Origin of the sequence: Desulfovibrio sp. 6_1_46AFAA (assembly GCF_000224635.1) — a bacterium.
Lineage (GTDB): Bacteria > Desulfobacterota > Desulfovibrionia > Desulfovibrionales > Desulfovibrionaceae > Desulfovibrio > Desulfovibrio fairfieldensis.
Map to the genome: position 1 here is coordinate 307,999 of NZ_JH114302.1, position 14,726 is coordinate 322,724.

Genomic DNA, 14,726 nt, shown 5'->3' on the forward strand with positions numbered 1-14,726 from the left:
CCGACACCCTCTCACCCTGGAGGCATGAGGATGAAACTGCGCAATCTTTTGGGTCCGGCCCTCGCGGCCGTGCTTTTCCTGGCCGCCGCGCCCGTGCTGCAGGCCAAGGAATTGGTCAAGGTTCCCATGGGCTGGATGAACGAAAACGAAACCTTCGCCGCCTGGCTGGCCCATGAGCGCGGCTGGGACAAGGAAGAAGGCCTGGATTTCGAAGTCAATTATTTCAATTCCGGTATGGACATCGTCAACGCCACGCCCTCCGGTTCCTGGGTGGTGGCGGGCAACGGCGCGGTGCCCGGCGTCTGGGGCGGCCTGCGCTACGACACCTATGTGATCGCCATCGGCAATGACGAATCCTACACCAACGGCGTGCTGGTCCGCCCGGACAGCCCCATCGCCAAGGTCAAGGGCTGGAACAAGGACTTCCCCGACGTATTGGGCAGCCCGGAAACCGTGCGTGGCAAGACCTTCCTCTGCACCACCATGTCCTCGCCGCACATGGCCCTTTCCTCCTGGCTCAAGGTGCTGGGCCTCACGGACAAGGACGTGGTCATCAAGAACATGGATCAGCCCCAGGCCCTGGGCGCGTTTGAAAACGGCACCGGCGACGGCGTGGCCCTCTGGGCGCCGCACCTCTACGTAGGCGAAGCCAAGGGCTGGAGGCTGGCGGGCAACATCAAAAATTGCGGCCAGACCCTGCCCATTGTGATCCAGGCCGACAAAAAGTATGCCGACGCCCATCCGGAAGTCATCACCGGCTTCCTGCGCGCCTATATGCGCGGCATCCATATGCTCAAGAACGAGCCCGCCGAATCCCTGGTGCCCCTGTACCGCCGTTTCTTCATGGACTGGGCGGGCCAGCAGTACACCCCGGAAGTGGCTCTCAAGGATATCAAAACCCACCCTGTCTTCAACTATGAGGAGCAGCTCAGGCTGCTGGACAATTCCAAGGGCATGAGCGAGGCGCAGCAGTGGCAGCGGTATCTGGCCGCCTTCTTTACCCAGTTGGGCCGCCTCACCCCTGAGGAATATGAAAGGGTCAAGAACGCCGACTACGTGACCGACAAGTTCATGAAGATGGTCAAGACGCCCATTCCGCCGTATACCAAGTAGCCTTGCGGGCGCTGTCCTCGCTTGAACGGCGGTGAACCCGGCCCCGCGCGCTCTGGGCGCGCGGGGCCTTTTACATTCAGGGGCGGGATGAGCCCAGGGCGAAGCGTTTCCAGTCCACCCGCAGCAGTACCCACAGAAGCATGGCGCACTGGACGAGCTGGGAGGCGACCATGGCCCAATAGACTCCGGCGGAAGAGCGCAGCACCACGTGCCCCAGCCACCACGAAAGCGGCAGGCGCACTCCCCATACGGCAAGCGCGTAACTCCACATGGGAGGATCAGATATATCTCCGCGCGTCCCGACAACGGGGCCTGCCCCCGCTGTTGGACTTCTCCACGGCCTTTGACGGCATCCGGATGCGGGCCCGGATCTGTAACATATCCCTCCTGAATTGAAAAAGCTCCCAACTATGATTATAGAATAAGGAACGCGTATTCCCGGTTATCGCTGCCGGGGCGGGCGCCGCGCATCCGGACGGCCCGGAAGGCGGCTCCTCGGGCGAAAGGCGCGGGCAAACAAGCCGCCCGTGGGCCCTGCTGTGCGGCGCCGCTGTTGCGGCCGCGTTGCGGAAACGGCAGAGCGCTTGCGGCGGCATAGACATACAAGGAACTGATTATGATTTCTGTTATAAAACGGCGCGACTTTCTCCGTTTGAGCGCCATTGCGGCCATTGAAGCCGGGCTTTTCTCCATCGGCTTCCCTCGTTCCTCCCTGGCCGGGGCTCCGGCGAAAGAGGGCCTGGCCTATCTGACGGCTGTGGAACAGATACAATATTTCAGGGAAGGCGCGCTGTCCCCGGTGGACGTCCTCACGGCCCAGATTGAAAGAATAAACAAATATAACGGGCCGTTGAACACCAGCGGCAGGGAATTGAAAGACTATCTGAAATTCAATGGTCAGGTGAATGCCGTTACGTACGAGCATTTCGGTCAGGCCATGCAGGCCGCCAAGGAAGCGGAAAAACGCTATAAATCGGGTTCCGCTCGGGGCCTGGAAGGCGTGACCGTCGCCGTCAAGGACGAAAACGACGTGCGCGGCTGGCGCGTGACCATGGGTTCGGTGCTTCTGCAGGACGCTCCCCCGGCCGGGGAAAACGCCGCCATCATCGACATGCTGCTCTCTGAAGGGGCCATATTGCACATTCAGACCACAGTGCCGGAACTCTATATCCACAGCCAGACATGGTCCCGGCTGTGGGGCGTCACGCGCAACCCCTGGAACCTCCATTACGCGGTGGGCGGCTCCTCCGGCGGGTCCGGGGCGGCTCTGGCGGCCGGATTCACAACTCTCGCCACAGGCTCGGACATGGGGGGCTCGATCCGGATTCCCGCATCGCTTTGCGGGCTCTACGGCTTTAAGGCGCCTTTCGGCCGCGTTCCCACTTCCGAGACCACCTTTGAGACGCTCGGGCCCCTTGCCCGGACCTTCGACGACATGGTGCTGATGCAGAATGTGATCACCGGGCCGCATCCCAAGGTGCATGCCGCCCTGCGGCAGAAACTGGACTATCCGCGCACGTACGGGGGTCTTAAGGGCGTGAAAATCGCGCTTGATTATTTCGAGAGCTGGATACCGGAGGGCATTGATCCTTCGGTCCGGGAAGCGCTGGCGGATGCCGCGGCCGTTCTGCGCGGCCAAGGGGCCGTTGTGGACGAGGTCAGGCTGGGCTGGAGCTACGCGGGCCAGTACAAAACCTTCATGCACGGCCTGCTTTCCACCGGGATCGGCGCCATGCTGCTGAACGCCGGGCAACATCGGGACAAGCTCACCAGCTACGCCGCGCATTTCCTCAAGGAGGCGCGCAACGGCGGCCCAGAGGCCATGGCAGCCGCCGACGAACTTGCGACCCGGCTCCATCGGCAGTTGCAGCAGGATGTTTTCGGCAAGGGGTATCGCGTCCTGCTCATGCCCACTCTGGCAACGCCGTATTTCCCGGCGGACAATGATCCCACCACCGACACGGTGATGGTGAACGGCAAACCCGTCAAAGGAATGGCGCACGTGCTGACGTATATCTGGAACCTGCTCAGCCGCTATCCCGTGGTGGATGTGCCGGTGGGCATTGCCGGGAATAATATTCCCATCGGCATGCAGGTGGTGGGAAATACTTTTGACGACCTCGCCGCGTTCCAGGTGGCTTCCGGCTATTCCCGGACCGGGCTGCATCTGTACAAAGGCGACCTGTTCCCTGATTACCGAAATAAGGCCTGATCTGAAAGGGGGCGCGCTCCCAAGCACGCCCCCTCCTCCGTGGTCATAAGCATTGCCTGGGTCAGGCCTGTCTGCCCAGGTCGTAAGCGGCTTTCAGGGCGGCGGGGACGTTCTGAATTTCACCAACACCGGTCACGCCCACGCCCCGGACCACGCCTTTCAGGCGGGCCTTTTCAAAACAGTCGATCCAGCCCTGCAGGCCCTTGACCGCGCCGTCCATGGCGCTTTCCGCCCCGTCCGCCGCACTGGCCAGCAGATAAATATCCCGGAAGGCGTAGTCCGAGGGGAAGAGGGGGTTCGTGCGGTCGAGCAGGGTCTTCATCTGGCCGCACATTTCATAAAAGTAAATGGGCGTGGCAAAGACGATGACCTCGGCGGACCGCATGGTTTGCGCAATGGCATCCGCATCGTCGCGGATGACGCAGCGTTGTGTTTTCTGGCAGGCCAGACAGCCTCTGCAAAAGCCGATGGTTTTGTCGTACAGGACTATTTTTTTCACCTGATGGCCCGCCTCCCGCGCGCCCTCGGCAAAGGCGTCGGCCAGTCCGTCGGAATTGCCGCCCTTGCGCGGGCTGGTGGAAAGGATCAGAATTTTTTTGCTCATACTGGTCTTACCTCGTTTGGTTTCCGGCCGGGAGCGGCTTGATGCCCGCGCCTCTGCCGGGTTTTCAGCTGTTGCGTCAGATATAAGCCCGGCCTTGGGCTCCATGAAGCAATAAAATTATCCATTTTTTGCCTGATTCTGCCGCGAGCTTCCCCTCTGCCGCCGCCTGTGCTAGCTGGGAGAAAACAACGTTTCTTGCGGAGAAAGCCATGCAGACAGACGGGATCACCATGCGGGAAGAGGCCATGCGGGAGGCCAATGAGCGCCTGAAGACGACGCTCATGCGTCTGGCCCCGGAGCCGGGCAGGCGGCCCACGGCCGTGGAGGGCCTGACGCTGACGCGCTGGAACGCGGCGAATATGGTGGATACCTGTTTTTACGCTCCGTCCGTCGGCCTGATCGTGCAGGGCCGCAAGGAGTCCGTGATCGGGCGTGAGATCTTCCGCTACGGAGAGCTGGACTGCCTGGTCAACGGCGTGGACATGCCGAGCGAGAGCCGGATACTCGGGGCCTCGCCGGAGCAGCCGCTGCTGGCCGTCTCGCTGGTGATCAACCGGGCGCTTGCCACGGAACTGGCTTCCGTGGCGGCATCCTCGTTCGATGCTCCGGGCGGACGCTGTCTCGGCGTGTCCGTGGCCAGGGTCGAGCCCGACGTCCACGACGCCTTTGCGCGCCTGGTCGACCTGCTGGACAGGCCCGAAGAGGCGGCCCTGATGGCCCCGCTGCTGGTGCGGGAGGTCCTCTTCCGCGTGCTGGCCGGGCCGCAGGGCGGGGATCTGCGGCGGCTCCACACGGTCGGTTCCCACGGGCATCAGGTGGCCGAGGCCATAACCTGGCTGCGGGCAAACTACATGCGGCCCCTGTCGGTGGACGCGCTGGCCGCGCGGGTCGCCATGGCCACGTCCACCTTTCACCGCCAGTTTAAAAAGGTGACGTCCCTGAGCCCCCTGCAATTTCAGAAGCGTTTACGGCTCTATGAGGCCCAGCGCCTGATGCTCAGCCGCAATCTGGACGCCAACCACGCGGGCCGTGCCGTGGGCTATGAAAGTTCCTCGCAGTTCAGCCGTGAATACAGCCGTCTGTTCGGCGCGCCGCCGCGCAGGGATTTGGTCAGGATGTTGGGCGAACCCCAGACGACACCCTCATCAGAGCAAAGTAAGAGCCCCTAACCGGACGATATCCGCCGCAGGGCAAAAGTCAGGCCGACATTTTTCTGAATGCCCGCCTGACTTTTATATCGTGTTTTTGGGCTTCAGGGGAGCTGCTCTCTGTCCTTGGCGTACAGCGTAAAACTGCCTCTGACCAGGCCCGCGGCCGCGAGGAGAAACGTCACGGCGATCAGAAAGATGCCGCTGATGCCGAGGTTGTCGAAGGTCAGGCCGCCCACGGCGGCCACAAGGCCGATGGAAAACTGGGTGACTGCCACGGAGATGCCGCCCGCCAGTTCCGCCTTGTGGGCGAGCGTGCGGGCAATCCAGGCGGACCAGCTGACCGGGATGAAGCCGAAGAGGAATCCCCAGGTCATGACCAGGATCATGTTCAGCGGGCGGTTCTGCACGTAAAACAGCAGGATTGCCACAGCGGCAAGCGCGAGGTGCACGCCGAACAGGGTGGGCCGGAACCATTTGCCCAGAACAAAGCCGGCGGCCAGGGTGCCGAGGCAGTTGGCGATGCCGAAGGCCAGGAGCACTGAGGACAGCGCGGCGGGTTGAAGCGCGAGATCATGCTCCAGAAACGGCCTGAGATAGGTGAAAAAGACGTGATAGCCGCCGTAACTGAAAATGGTGCCGCCCATGCCCGCCAGCACCCAGTTCCGCCGCAACAGGGCGAACATGTTGCTGAAGCTGTTTCCGGGGCGGGACGGCAGCGGCGGAATGACCGCGAACTGCCAGGCGTACATGACGCCGCCCAGCAGCGAGGTGAGCAGAAAGACGTTGCGCCAGCCGAGCAGATGGCCGAGATAGCTGGCCAGGGGCAGGGAAAGAATGGTCGCCACTGAAACCCCGGCGTATACGATGCTCAGCGCGCGGGGAAGATCCTTTGCGGGCACCAGCTGCAAAGTGACCGCCGGGGCCATGGACCAGAAGCCTCCCACGCAGATGCCCAGCAGGCCGCGTCCGGCCAGGAGGACGTAATAGTTCGGGGCCAGGGCCACAAGCAGATTTGAAACAATCAGCAGCAGCGAAAAGGCCAGCAAAATGCGTCGCCTGTCCATGCCCCTGGTCAGCGGTGAAAGAAGCAGGCTGGTGAGTACGGCGAAAACGCCCACGGCGGTGACCGTCTGCCCGGCCATGCCTTCGGTGACGGCCAGATCCCGGGCCATGGGCGTCAGCAGGCTGACGGGCATGAATTCCGCCGCGATGAGACATGTGACGCCCATGAACAGGGAAAACACGGCGGGCCAGTGCGCCGTATCGCTCTGAAAAACGGCAGTGTGCGCGTTCATCTGATGGCATCTCCTGCCGGAGCCCCGCAAGCGGCGCGGAACCCCGGCATTTTTTCATAAGGGCTTACTTCAGATTTTCGCTGAAAAAAGCCGTGAGCTTGTCAAAGGGAATGCGGTCGAGCCGGTCGTAGAGATCGACGTGCCCGGCATCCGGAACAATGAAGAGTTCCTTGGGCTCGGCCGCGAGCCGGTACGCCTCTTCACTGAACTCCATGGAGTGCGCCTTTTCGCCGGCGATGAACAGCAGGGGACGCGGAGAGATCGTTTCCAGGTCCGCGAAGGGATAAAAATTCATGAATTTGACGTTGCTGGTCAGAGTCGGGTGGGTCGTGAGCAGGGGCGACGAGCCCTTGGGCGTGAATTCGCCCCGCGGCGTGCGGTAGAAGTCGTAAAATTCGCGCTCAACCGGGGTGGAGTTTGCATGCAGTTCATGCACGCTCCCGCTGGTATATTTGGTTTCGCCGCCGCTGAACTCCACATAACGCTGCTCCGACGCCTCTCGGAGGATCTGCTTGCGTTGCTCCGGCGTCAGCGCGTGCCGGAGCCCGTTGCGATTGGCCGCGCCCATATCGTACATGCTGACCGTGGCAATGGCTTTCAGGCGCGGGTCAATCTTGGCGGCGCTGAGCACAAAGCTCCCGCTGCCGCAAATCCCGATGGCCCCGACCTGTTCCCTGTCGACAAAGGGCCTGGTGCCGAGAAAATCCACAGCGGCGCTGAAATCCTCGGCATAGATGTCCGGGGAAACGGCATTGCGTGGCTCGCCCTCGCTTTCCCCCCAGAAGGAGAGGTCCAGGGAAAGGGCCACGAAACCTTGTTCCACCATCTTGGCGGCATACAAGTTCGCGCTCTGCTCCTTTACCGCGCCCATGGGATGCCCCACGATGACGGCGGGATGTTTCAGATTCTGATCCAAGGCCTTGGGCAGGAAAAGATTGCCCGCAACAGTCATTTTGTACTGATTCTTGAATGTGACCTTTTGCATGCTGACTGCCTCGCCGGTGTAAAAGTTGTCGGCCTCCTGGGGCGTGCCCTGGGCAAGAGCCGGAATGCCGCCGAAGGACAATATGCCCAGCGCGGTGGCCGTTATGCAGAGTAATCGGAATCTGCGCATGCTCATTTCTCCTTGAGTGTGTGGAGCGTCGTCGAATATTCTGTTGCCTGCCGGATCAACGCCGCCCGGCGGGACGCTCACCATGGCCTGCTGTATAGCGCGGTCCGCCGCGGGCGGTGTAGATATGGAATTATCCGTTTTTTGCACGATTCTGCCGGGGCTTTTGCCCTTGCCCGGCCTGGGGTATTCTGGCGCGCACGGCAAAGATCAGGAGATGCTGCGGTGAACGAGCTCAAAGACGGCCTTGGGGCCGGAAGAACCGATGCCCTACTCAGGGAGATGTGCTTGCGGCGCATGCCCGCGCCCGGTGATTATCCCACGCCCGTGCCGGGTTTTGTCCTGCATCGGCGGGATGAGCCCCACAAGCCGGAAAACTGCTTCAACAGGCCCATTCTGGCCGTCACTGTGCAGGGGGCCAAACGGACGGTGGCGGGAGGCGAGGAGTATCGCTACGGCGCGGGGCATTGTCTGCTCGCGGGCGTGGACATGCCGAACATGAGCCACATTACGGACGCCTCGCCGGAGAAGCCCTATCTGGTGCTCTCCCTGGACCTGGACAGCCACTTGACCGCGCGGCTCGCTGCCGGTCTGCCTCCGGCGCGGGCGCGCGAGGCGCTCAAGGGCAGTGCCGTGAGCCCCACGGACCCGGAAGTGCTCAGGGCTCTTCTGCGCCTGATGGAGCTGCTGGACAGGCCGGAGCATATTCCGGTGCTCGCGCCCATCACGCTGCGGGAGATACATCTGCGCCTGCTCCTGGGCCCGCAGGGCGAGCTGCTCCGGGCCCTCAATACCCAAGGCACCAAGAGCAACCAGGTTTTTCAGGGCATCAACTGGCTGCGCGACAACGTCAAAGCGCCTCTGGACGTGGATGCGCTGGCAAGGCGTTTGAATATGGCCCCGCCCACATTCCGCAAACACTTCAAGACCGTCACGGGCATGAGCCCCGGCGCGTATCACAAGCATCTGCGGCTCTATGAGGCGCAGCGCCTTATGCTGGTGGAGACGGCGGACGCGGCGCGTGCCGCCTACGCCGTGGGCTATGAAAACCTGCCCCAGTTCTACCGTGAGTATAAGCGGTTGTTCGGCGCGCCGCCCGCACGGGATGCGCGTCGCTTGCGAGAAAAGGCTCCGGCCTGACTGCCGCCGTCCACAAGACAGAGCCCCCGCGCGGAGTGATCCGCGCGGGGGCTTTTGCATACCGGGACCTAGGCCTGTTGACACTATAGAATTTTTTGCCCGCTCGCCACATCAGATTTCACCTGCATTTTCGGCTGAGTGCCAAAAGAGTGCACTCCCTCAAAGCAGGCTTATCTTCCTTGCGAGCGAACAAAAATTCTATAGTGCCAACAGGCGTTAGAGCAGATTAGTATTGAAATGGTCTGACATACTATTACGGATTCTGAGCCAGAATCAGCTCCACCTCATCCACGCTGAGCCCGGCGTTGCGGGCGATCTGGCGGCTGGACAGGCCCTTGCGGCGGCCGTTGAGAATGATTTCGCGCAGAAACTGCGGCGAACGGCAGATGCCTTCGGCCTGTTCCAGCAGGCGGCGCAGTTCCTGGGCGCGTTCTTCCAGTTTTTCGTCCAGGCCGCGCAGTTCGGCCTGGCGCTGGGCGAAGGTCGCCACGATTTCCCGCTCCAGGCGAGCGTTCATCTCAATACGGGCCAGCAGGCTTTCCTGATTGCCCTGTAAGGTGTTGAGCAGGGTTTCGGAGCGGCGCAGGCGCAGATAAAAGAAGAGCACGCCGCCCAGGATGAGCAGTTCCAAAAGGGAAAAGACAATGACCAGCGCGAGAAAAGGAGTGACGTTCATACTTTGACGTTCAGCAGATTGCCCACCAGCGGCGAGGGAGAGGCGCGCGGTTCGTCGTCTTCGGCGTCGTACGGCTGGGGCCGCTTGCGGCGGCGGCTGCCGAACTGCGCGTTGCCGCCGCGCCCGTCGGGCGCGATGTTGGGGCCTTCGGCTTTTTCGGTTTTTTCGTATTTGTTGCTGTTGCTGACGGGCCATTTCAGCGGCCAGAACCCGCGACATCGCCAGCGAGGCCTGGGGGGCCACGGCGGCGGCATTGGCCAGGGGAGCGGCCAGGCCCGTCTGGGCATAGAGTACGGCCATGGTGGCGTCGACGCTCATGGCGATTCCCCGGGCGTCCTTCAGGACGCCCTCATCCGAACTACGGTACTTCCCTATTCATTCAGATAGCTTTCAAACAGAATATCCTCAATCTTGCCATGCGTCAGATAGTCGTTCAGCACGGAGGCCAGATCCTGCTTGATGGCCGGTCCATTGCGCGGGTCCATCAGATATTCGTTGCTCTTGCTGCGCAGATAATAATACATGGCGTCGCGCAGGGAAATCATCTTCTGGTCCATTTCCTTGCCCAGGCCGGCGTCCTTGCTCACGGCGGAAAATTTGCAGACCAGAAAACGGGTTTTGCTTTTGCCGTCATCGCGCGGCACAAGGAAGGGAGCGAACTCCTTGACGTAATCCGGCTTGGTTTTCACCGTGGGCTTGGAGGGCACCACGATGACCTCGGGCTTGAGCGTATCCGGCGCGGGCGGCGGCGTGCGCAGAAAAAACCACCAAGCGGCCGCGCCCAGAATCAGCAGCAGGCCGACGACCGCCCCGGCGGCCAGCAGGAACAGCTTTTTTTTCTTTTGCTTGGCCTGGGCGGCGGCCTGATCCTCAGGCTCGGCGGGAAGGTTGTCTTCCTGTTCAGCGGGCAGATCATCTTCCGTCGGCTGGAGGAAGGGCGCGTCGTCAAGGTCCAGCTCCACCTTGGTCTGGCCGAGGCTGGGGCCCAGGCTGACCTGTACTTCGTCCTTGGGCGGGGCTGTTTTGAGTTCGGTTTCGTCTGCCACGCGTTTACTCCCGGGCGGCCCGGCGCATCTTGCAGTCACGCATGGCGGCCATGCATGCAGGAAGGGCTCGGAAAAAATTCCGGCGGAACGACGTTGCCGCGCTTACGGATGCGGCGGGCCCTGCGTAAAAACGCGGGCCGCGAACATGCGGGCGTGTCCTGCGGGTGACGGCGGTCCGCTTAAGTCCAGAGGCGGCGGCATGGCTTTGCTGTTCGCCGCGATTCCAGGCGCGGCGTGCGCTAGGGAAAAATTTTGTCGATTTTCTGTTTCATGGTGTCGGCGGTGAACGGCTTGACGATGTAATTGGACACCTTGGCCTGCACCGCTTCGATGATATTTTCCTGCTGGGCCTCGGCCGTGACCATCAGAAAGGGAATGTCGGCGAACTGCTCGCTGGCGCGCACTTTGCGCAGCAGGTCGATGCCGGTCATCTGGGGCATGTTCCAGTCGGAAACGATGAACTCGACCTTTTCCCGGTTGAGAACTTCCCAGGCCGTGGTGCCGTCGTCGGCCTCCACCACGTTATTGAAGCCGAGCTGGCGCAGAATGTTGCGCACAATACGACGCATGGTGGAAAAGTCGTCCACAACGAGGACACGCATATTGGGATTGTAAGGCATGACATATACTCCTTCGACGATCCGGCAAAACAGCCGGAGACGCTGGCGCGTCCGCGCCGCAAAGACTGCAGTCCGGTTCCGCTACATTTCCGCGGAATCGCCGTACAGACTGGCAAACTCTTTGCGCAGGCGGCCCAGGGCCTGCGAATGCAACTGCGAGACGCGGCCTTCGGTAATACCCATGATTTCAGCCGTTTCACGCATGTTTAATTCGTCTGTATAATATAATGAGAGTACCAACTTTTCTCTAGGCGTCAAGCGTTCGATCAGCGGGGCCACGCGTTCCACAAGTTCCCGCAGGGCCGTACTGCTGTAGGGTTCGCCGCCGCTTTCCGGACCGTCGCCGGCCAGGGTGTCCTGTATGGCGTCCAGGGAGAGCCAGAGCTGGTTCTGCAAGGCTTCCAGGCCTTGGCGCACATCGCGCAACTCCAGGCCGGTGATATCTTGCAGTTCCTCCTCAGTGGCCTGGCGGCCCTGCTCATGCTCCACTTTGCGCATGGCCTCGTCCAGCACGCGCACGCGCTGGCGCAGGGAGCGGGGGAACCAGTCCAGGCGGCGCAACTCGTCCAGCATGGCCCCGCGGATGCGGTTTTCCGCGTAGGTCTCAAAGCGGATGCCCAACTGCGGACGAAATTTGCCCAGAGCTTCCATGAGGCCCAGAGTGCCGGAGCTGATCATCTCGCCCAATTCCACGCTGCGGGGCAGCTTGGATTTGAGCCGCAGAGCCAGAAAGCGGATCTTGGGCGCGTAGTGCCGCACCACCTCTTCCTGTTCCGCCGAGGAGAAATCCTCCCAGGCTGTGGCGCCGGTTTCAAGCGCTTCCCAGGGACTTACCTGTTGTGCTTGCGCTGTGCCGGTTTTCATGTCGTGTTCCTTTCCGGTTCGTGCCTCTTCTTCCTCCGGCATGCCCGCATGCCGCGTTGTGTTGCCGCCGTCCTCAGCCCGCCCGGCCGGACGACGGAGTAATAATCCCGTTGAGAGTATTGTATCGTATCGCTTTCATTCTCTTGCATGCCGCCGTGACGCGGGTATCAATGAAAGAGCAGTTTCTTCCAGAAAAATTTGATGTTGCCGTCCAGGTTTTTCGGCGCTTCCCAGGCCGTAATGCTTCTGGCCAGTTGCATCACGGCTTTGGCCGCCGGGTTCTGGGGCTCGCTGACGCAGAAAGGCAGCTGCTGCACCACGGCCTTGCGCACGCCCGTGTCGCGCGGAATCACGCCCACCAGGTCCAGGGAGACGCCGCTGAGAAAATGGTCGCAGGCCTGGTGCAGGCGGATGAACATGTCCTTGGCGGTCTTGAGGTCCGGGGCCATGTTGACGCAGACCTTGAAATGCTCCACCCCGTGGGTCAGCTTGAGTACCTTGATCAGGGCGTAGGCGTCGGTCAGCGACGTGGGTTCGGGGGTGAGCACCACCAGTCGTTCCTGGGCGGCCAGGTTGAAATAGAGCACATTGTCGCTGATGCCCGCGCCGGTATCCACAATAAGATAATCCAGCTCATCCTCCAGCTCGCCCACGGCTTCCAGCAGTTCCAGCTTCTGGCCTGTGGACAGGGTGAGCATTTCGCTCACGCCCGAGGAGGCGGGCAGAATGGAAAAGCCGTAGGGCGTGGGAAAGAGGATCTCCCGCAGTGACGCGCCCTCGTGAAAGAGGTGGAAAAGGTTTTTCTGCGGGGTCAGGCCCAGCAACACGTCCACATTGGCAAGGCCCAGGTCCGCGTCGATCAGCGCCACGCGCTTGTTGAGCTGGGCCAGGCAGAGCGCCAGGTTGACCGAAAGATTGGTCTTGCCGACGCCGCCCTTGCCGGAAGTGACGGAAAATACCAGGGGGAATGTGCCGCTCATCTGTCTGCTCCGCATTGTTTGTATGGGCTCGGTCAGGCTCAGGCCGCTTGGCCGGGGATTTGCCGTTTGAAGATCAGCCGCCAGATCAGCGGTTCCGTGGCCGGGGCGAGGCTTTCCTTGAGCTCCGCGCCGAAGGACAGCGCCGAAACCGGCAGCCCGGCCGCGCAGGCCACATTGACGATGCTGCCGAAGCTCACGGCCTCGTCCAGTTTGGTCCAGACCAGACTGCCCGACCCGTCGCTCTGATAGCGCCGTAAAAATTCCTGTGTCTGAAGCGCGTCGCAAAAGGGCGAGAGCACCAGATGCGTGGCGGTCTCCGGCATGTCCAGGCCCATGTCCGCCCGCCACTGGGCGAGATTTTGGCCGCGCGCCAGGCCCGGCACGTCCACGAACACGGCCCGGGCGTTTTTGGCGGCGGCCAGGGCCTGTTCCATGCCGGCCCTGTCCGGGGCTTCCATATAGGTGAAGTTGGAAAGCTCCGCCCAGTGGCGCAAGGTCAGGCGGCCGTTGCCGCGCAGGCAGTCGGCGTTGATGAAGGCGATGCGCGCTTCGGGCTCGTTTTTGCGCAGATGCAGGGCAAAGCGCAAACCGGTGCTGGTTTTGCCGAAGCCGAAAGGCCCCACCAACAGATGCACGCGCTGGCCCCACTGCGCCGGGCCCCAGGCCTTGACCGGCACCATGCCGCAGAGACATTCCAGTACCGACGCGCCGGGATCGGCCAGCAGGCGCTTGTACAGATCCACGGCCACGGCGTCGGAAACGCCCTCGCGTTGCAGGTACTCCAAGGCCACGCGTTGCCGGGGGGTGAGGCGCTCCAGCTGGATGGCGGGCTTCATCAGAGCAAAAAGCTGGTCCTTGATCTGCATCCACTCCTTGTGCCATTCGCCCCAGCCGCTGGGCGCGCCCGAAGCCGCTCCGGCTTCGCCGGGGGCCTGCCGCTCAAGCCCGGCGGTGATTTCATGACAGACCACGCCGTTCTTGCGGTAGGTACGGTTGCCCAGGATGACGGCCTCAGGCCCCATTTCAGCCTTGATCCGGGCAAGAACCTCTTGCGATGTGGCGCCGGTGAATGTCTTTACCTGCATGGTCCGTTCCTTTGCCTCGCGGCTTGCGCCGCCGGTTGTTGCCTGTACGTGCCGTCCGCCGTGTCGCTTGTCTGACGGCGAAAAGAGAAATGCAAAATAGGGGCCAAAATAAAAACGCATTCCATTGCCGAGGCAGAAATGCGTTTTATGGATCGGCTCTTCTTTAGAGTATTTTCACTTTGAAATTGCTCTAACGCCGCACACGGAGCGGCGTGGATTCCGGCGGAGCGACCGAAGGCAGCCCGAAGGGCTGTCCCCGTTGGCGACAACGGAGCCATACGGGGATCGACAGCAACGATAACCACGTTTTTCGCCGGAATGCCGGCTTTGAAATTTGTAAAAATTTCAAAGCTAATCTGCTCTAGGGACTGTTAACACTATTTGACAAAGAGCGAGTATTCCGTAAGAATGTCTTATGCAAATTACTCGCGAACAATATGAGAGAATCGCTGACTGCTTCCCGCGCCAAAGAGGTAATGTCCATTTTGACAATCTCCAGGTGTTGAATGCGATTCTGTACGTTGCGGAGCATGGGTGTAAATGGCGTGGACTGCCGAAAAATTTTGGCTGTTGGCACAGCATCTACACGCGCATGAACCGCTGGAGCAAGAACGGAGTTCTTGACCGTATATTTGAACGCCTTCAACAAGAGCAGATACTCAGCCTTAAAATAGAAGCAGTTTCTCTCGACAGTACTATTGTTAAGGTTCATCCCGATGGAACAGGGGACCTTAAAAAAACAGGTCCGCAGTCCATCGGAAAGTCCAGAGGCGGCTGGACGACCAAGCTTCATATGGTTGCCGCGAATGCTGAATGCGCGTTGAATTTC

Annotated in this window: 16 protein-coding genes; 5 read left to right on the plus strand and 11 right to left on the minus strand. The window is 61.3% G+C overall.

Going from position 1 to position 14,726, the window contains the following annotated elements; translation table 11 throughout:
* Positions 1-30 precede the first annotated feature (30 nt).
* Positions 31-1,113, plus strand: a complete 1,083-nt coding sequence (locus tag HMPREF1022_RS08070; protein WP_009302716.1) for an ABC transporter substrate-binding protein — start codon at positions 31-33, stop codon at positions 1,111-1,113.
* Positions 1,114-1,189: 76 nt separating this feature from the next.
* Here the strand turns inward: HMPREF1022_RS08070 and HMPREF1022_RS08075 are convergent, their stop codons facing one another.
* Positions 1,190-1,384, minus strand: coding sequence for a hypothetical protein (locus tag HMPREF1022_RS08075; RefSeq protein ID WP_009302717.1), 195 nt, complete (start codon positions 1,382-1,384; stop codon positions 1,190-1,192).
* Between the two features lie 345 nt (positions 1,385-1,729).
* Here HMPREF1022_RS08075 and HMPREF1022_RS08080 point away from each other — a divergent pair, with 345 nt between their 5' ends.
* Entirely contained in the window at positions 1,730-3,325 is a 1,596-nt protein-coding gene (locus HMPREF1022_RS08080; protein ID WP_009302718.1) for an amidase, read from the plus strand.
* A 61-nt stretch (positions 3,326-3,386) separates the two neighbouring features.
* Here HMPREF1022_RS08080 and HMPREF1022_RS08085 read toward each other — a convergent pair whose 3' ends face one another.
* Positions 3,387-3,929, minus strand: a complete 543-nt coding sequence (locus tag HMPREF1022_RS08085; RefSeq protein ID WP_009302719.1) for a flavodoxin family protein — start codon at positions 3,927-3,929, stop codon at positions 3,387-3,389.
* Between the two features lie 209 nt (positions 3,930-4,138).
* On the opposite strand from HMPREF1022_RS08085, the gene HMPREF1022_RS08090 reads away from it, so the two are divergent.
* On the plus strand, positions 4,139-5,098 hold the full coding sequence (locus HMPREF1022_RS08090) for an AraC family transcriptional regulator (RefSeq protein WP_009302720.1): 960 nt from the start codon (positions 4,139-4,141) through the stop codon (positions 5,096-5,098).
* Positions 5,099-5,181: 83 nt separating this feature from the next.
* On the opposite strand, the gene HMPREF1022_RS08095 is transcribed toward HMPREF1022_RS08090, so the two are convergent.
* Together HMPREF1022_RS08095 and HMPREF1022_RS08100 are read right to left on the minus strand one after the other, a co-directional pair.
* Entirely contained in the window at positions 5,182-6,375 is a 1,194-nt protein-coding gene (locus tag HMPREF1022_RS08095) for an MFS transporter (RefSeq protein ID WP_008683380.1), read from the minus strand.
* A gap of 64 nt (positions 6,376-6,439) precedes the next feature.
* Positions 6,440-7,489 (minus strand): alpha/beta hydrolase, encoded by a 1,050-nt coding sequence (locus tag HMPREF1022_RS08100; protein WP_009302721.1) that lies wholly within the window; start codon positions 7,487-7,489, stop codon positions 6,440-6,442.
* A 222-nt stretch (positions 7,490-7,711) separates the two neighbouring features.
* Between HMPREF1022_RS08100 and HMPREF1022_RS08105 the strand changes: the two genes are divergently transcribed.
* Positions 7,712-8,626, plus strand: coding sequence for an AraC family transcriptional regulator (locus HMPREF1022_RS08105; RefSeq protein ID WP_009302722.1), 915 nt, complete (start codon positions 7,712-7,714; stop codon positions 8,624-8,626).
* Positions 8,627-8,879: 253 nt separating this feature from the next.
* Here HMPREF1022_RS08105 and HMPREF1022_RS08110 read toward each other — a convergent pair whose 3' ends face one another.
* From HMPREF1022_RS08110 to HMPREF1022_RS08140, 7 genes are all read right to left on the minus strand, one after another.
* Positions 8,880-9,302, minus strand: a complete 423-nt coding sequence (locus HMPREF1022_RS08110) for a hypothetical protein (protein ID WP_008683383.1) — start codon at positions 9,300-9,302, stop codon at positions 8,880-8,882.
* Entirely contained in the window at positions 9,299-9,589 is a 291-nt protein-coding gene (locus tag HMPREF1022_RS08115) for a hypothetical protein (protein WP_232221577.1), read from the minus strand. Before HMPREF1022_RS08115 ends, HMPREF1022_RS08110 begins: the two co-directional genes overlap by 4 nt.
* 84 nt (positions 9,590-9,673) lie before the next feature.
* Positions 9,674-10,348, minus strand: a complete 675-nt coding sequence (locus tag HMPREF1022_RS08120) for a flagellar basal body-associated FliL family protein (RefSeq protein ID WP_008683385.1) — start codon at positions 10,346-10,348, stop codon at positions 9,674-9,676.
* 239 nt (positions 10,349-10,587) lie between these two features.
* Complete coding sequence (locus tag HMPREF1022_RS08125; protein ID WP_008683386.1) at positions 10,588-10,968, minus strand: chemotaxis response regulator CheY; 381 nt, start codon at positions 10,966-10,968, stop codon at positions 10,588-10,590.
* Between the two features lie 81 nt (positions 10,969-11,049).
* On the minus strand, positions 11,050-11,832 hold the full coding sequence (locus tag HMPREF1022_RS08130) for a FliA/WhiG family RNA polymerase sigma factor (RefSeq protein WP_009302724.1): 783 nt from the start codon (positions 11,830-11,832) through the stop codon (positions 11,050-11,052).
* Between the two features lie 167 nt (positions 11,833-11,999).
* Positions 12,000-12,812 (minus strand): MinD/ParA family protein, encoded by an 813-nt coding sequence (locus HMPREF1022_RS08135; protein ID WP_009302725.1) that lies wholly within the window; start codon positions 12,810-12,812, stop codon positions 12,000-12,002.
* Positions 12,813-12,850: 38 nt separating this feature from the next.
* Positions 12,851-13,897 carry a flagellar biosynthesis protein FlhF gene (locus HMPREF1022_RS08140; protein ID WP_008683389.1) on the minus strand — a complete coding sequence of 349 codons (1,047 nt, stop codon included), beginning with the start codon at positions 13,895-13,897 and terminating at the stop codon, positions 12,851-12,853.
* Between the two features lie 415 nt (positions 13,898-14,312).
* Between HMPREF1022_RS08140 and HMPREF1022_RS17295 the strand changes: the two genes are divergently transcribed.
* Positions 14,313-14,726, plus strand: a 414-nt coding sequence (locus HMPREF1022_RS17295) for an IS5 family transposase (RefSeq protein WP_156802933.1), incomplete at its 3' end; no start/stop codon positions are given.

What these genes read in the sequence shown, in the direction of transcription:
- HMPREF1022_RS08070 (WP_009302716.1), top strand. Translation starts at nt 31, where the DNA reads ATGAAACTGCGCAATCTTTTGGGTCCGGCCCTCGCGGCCGTGCTTTTC.
- HMPREF1022_RS08075 (WP_009302717.1), bottom strand. Translation starts at nt 1,384, where the DNA reads ATGTGGAGTTACGCGCTTGCCGTATGGGGAGTGCGCCTGCCGCTTTCG.
- HMPREF1022_RS08080 (WP_009302718.1), top strand. Translation starts at nt 1,730, where the DNA reads ATGATTTCTGTTATAAAACGGCGCGACTTTCTCCGTTTGAGCGCCATT.
- HMPREF1022_RS08085 (WP_009302719.1), bottom strand. Translation starts at nt 3,929, where the DNA reads ATGAGCAAAAAAATTCTGATCCTTTCCACCAGCCCGCGCAAGGGCGGC.
- HMPREF1022_RS08090 (WP_009302720.1), top strand. Translation starts at nt 4,139, where the DNA reads ATGCAGACAGACGGGATCACCATGCGGGAAGAGGCCATGCGGGAGGCC.
- HMPREF1022_RS08095 (WP_008683380.1), bottom strand. Translation starts at nt 6,375, where the DNA reads ATGAACGCGCACACTGCCGTTTTTCAGAGCGATACGGCGCACTGGCCC.
- HMPREF1022_RS08100 (WP_009302721.1), bottom strand. Translation starts at nt 7,489, where the DNA reads ATGCGCAGATTCCGATTACTCTGCATAACGGCCACCGCGCTGGGCATA.
- HMPREF1022_RS08110 (WP_008683383.1), bottom strand. Translation starts at nt 9,302, where the DNA reads ATGAACGTCACTCCTTTTCTCGCGCTGGTCATTGTCTTTTCCCTTTTG.
- HMPREF1022_RS08115 (WP_232221577.1), bottom strand. Translation starts at nt 9,589, where the DNA reads ATGCCCAGACGGGCCTGGCCGCTCCCCTGGCCAATGCCGCCGCCGTGG.
- HMPREF1022_RS08125 (WP_008683386.1), bottom strand. Translation starts at nt 10,968, where the DNA reads ATGCCTTACAATCCCAATATGCGTGTCCTCGTTGTGGACGACTTTTCC.
- HMPREF1022_RS08130 (WP_009302724.1), bottom strand. Translation starts at nt 11,832, where the DNA reads ATGAAAACCGGCACAGCGCAAGCACAACAGGTAAGTCCCTGGGAAGCG.
- HMPREF1022_RS08135 (WP_009302725.1), bottom strand. Translation starts at nt 12,812, where the DNA reads ATGAGCGGCACATTCCCCCTGGTATTTTCCGTCACTTCCGGCAAGGGC.
- HMPREF1022_RS08140 (WP_008683389.1), bottom strand. Translation starts at nt 13,897, where the DNA reads ATGCAGGTAAAGACATTCACCGGCGCCACATCGCAAGAGGTTCTTGCC.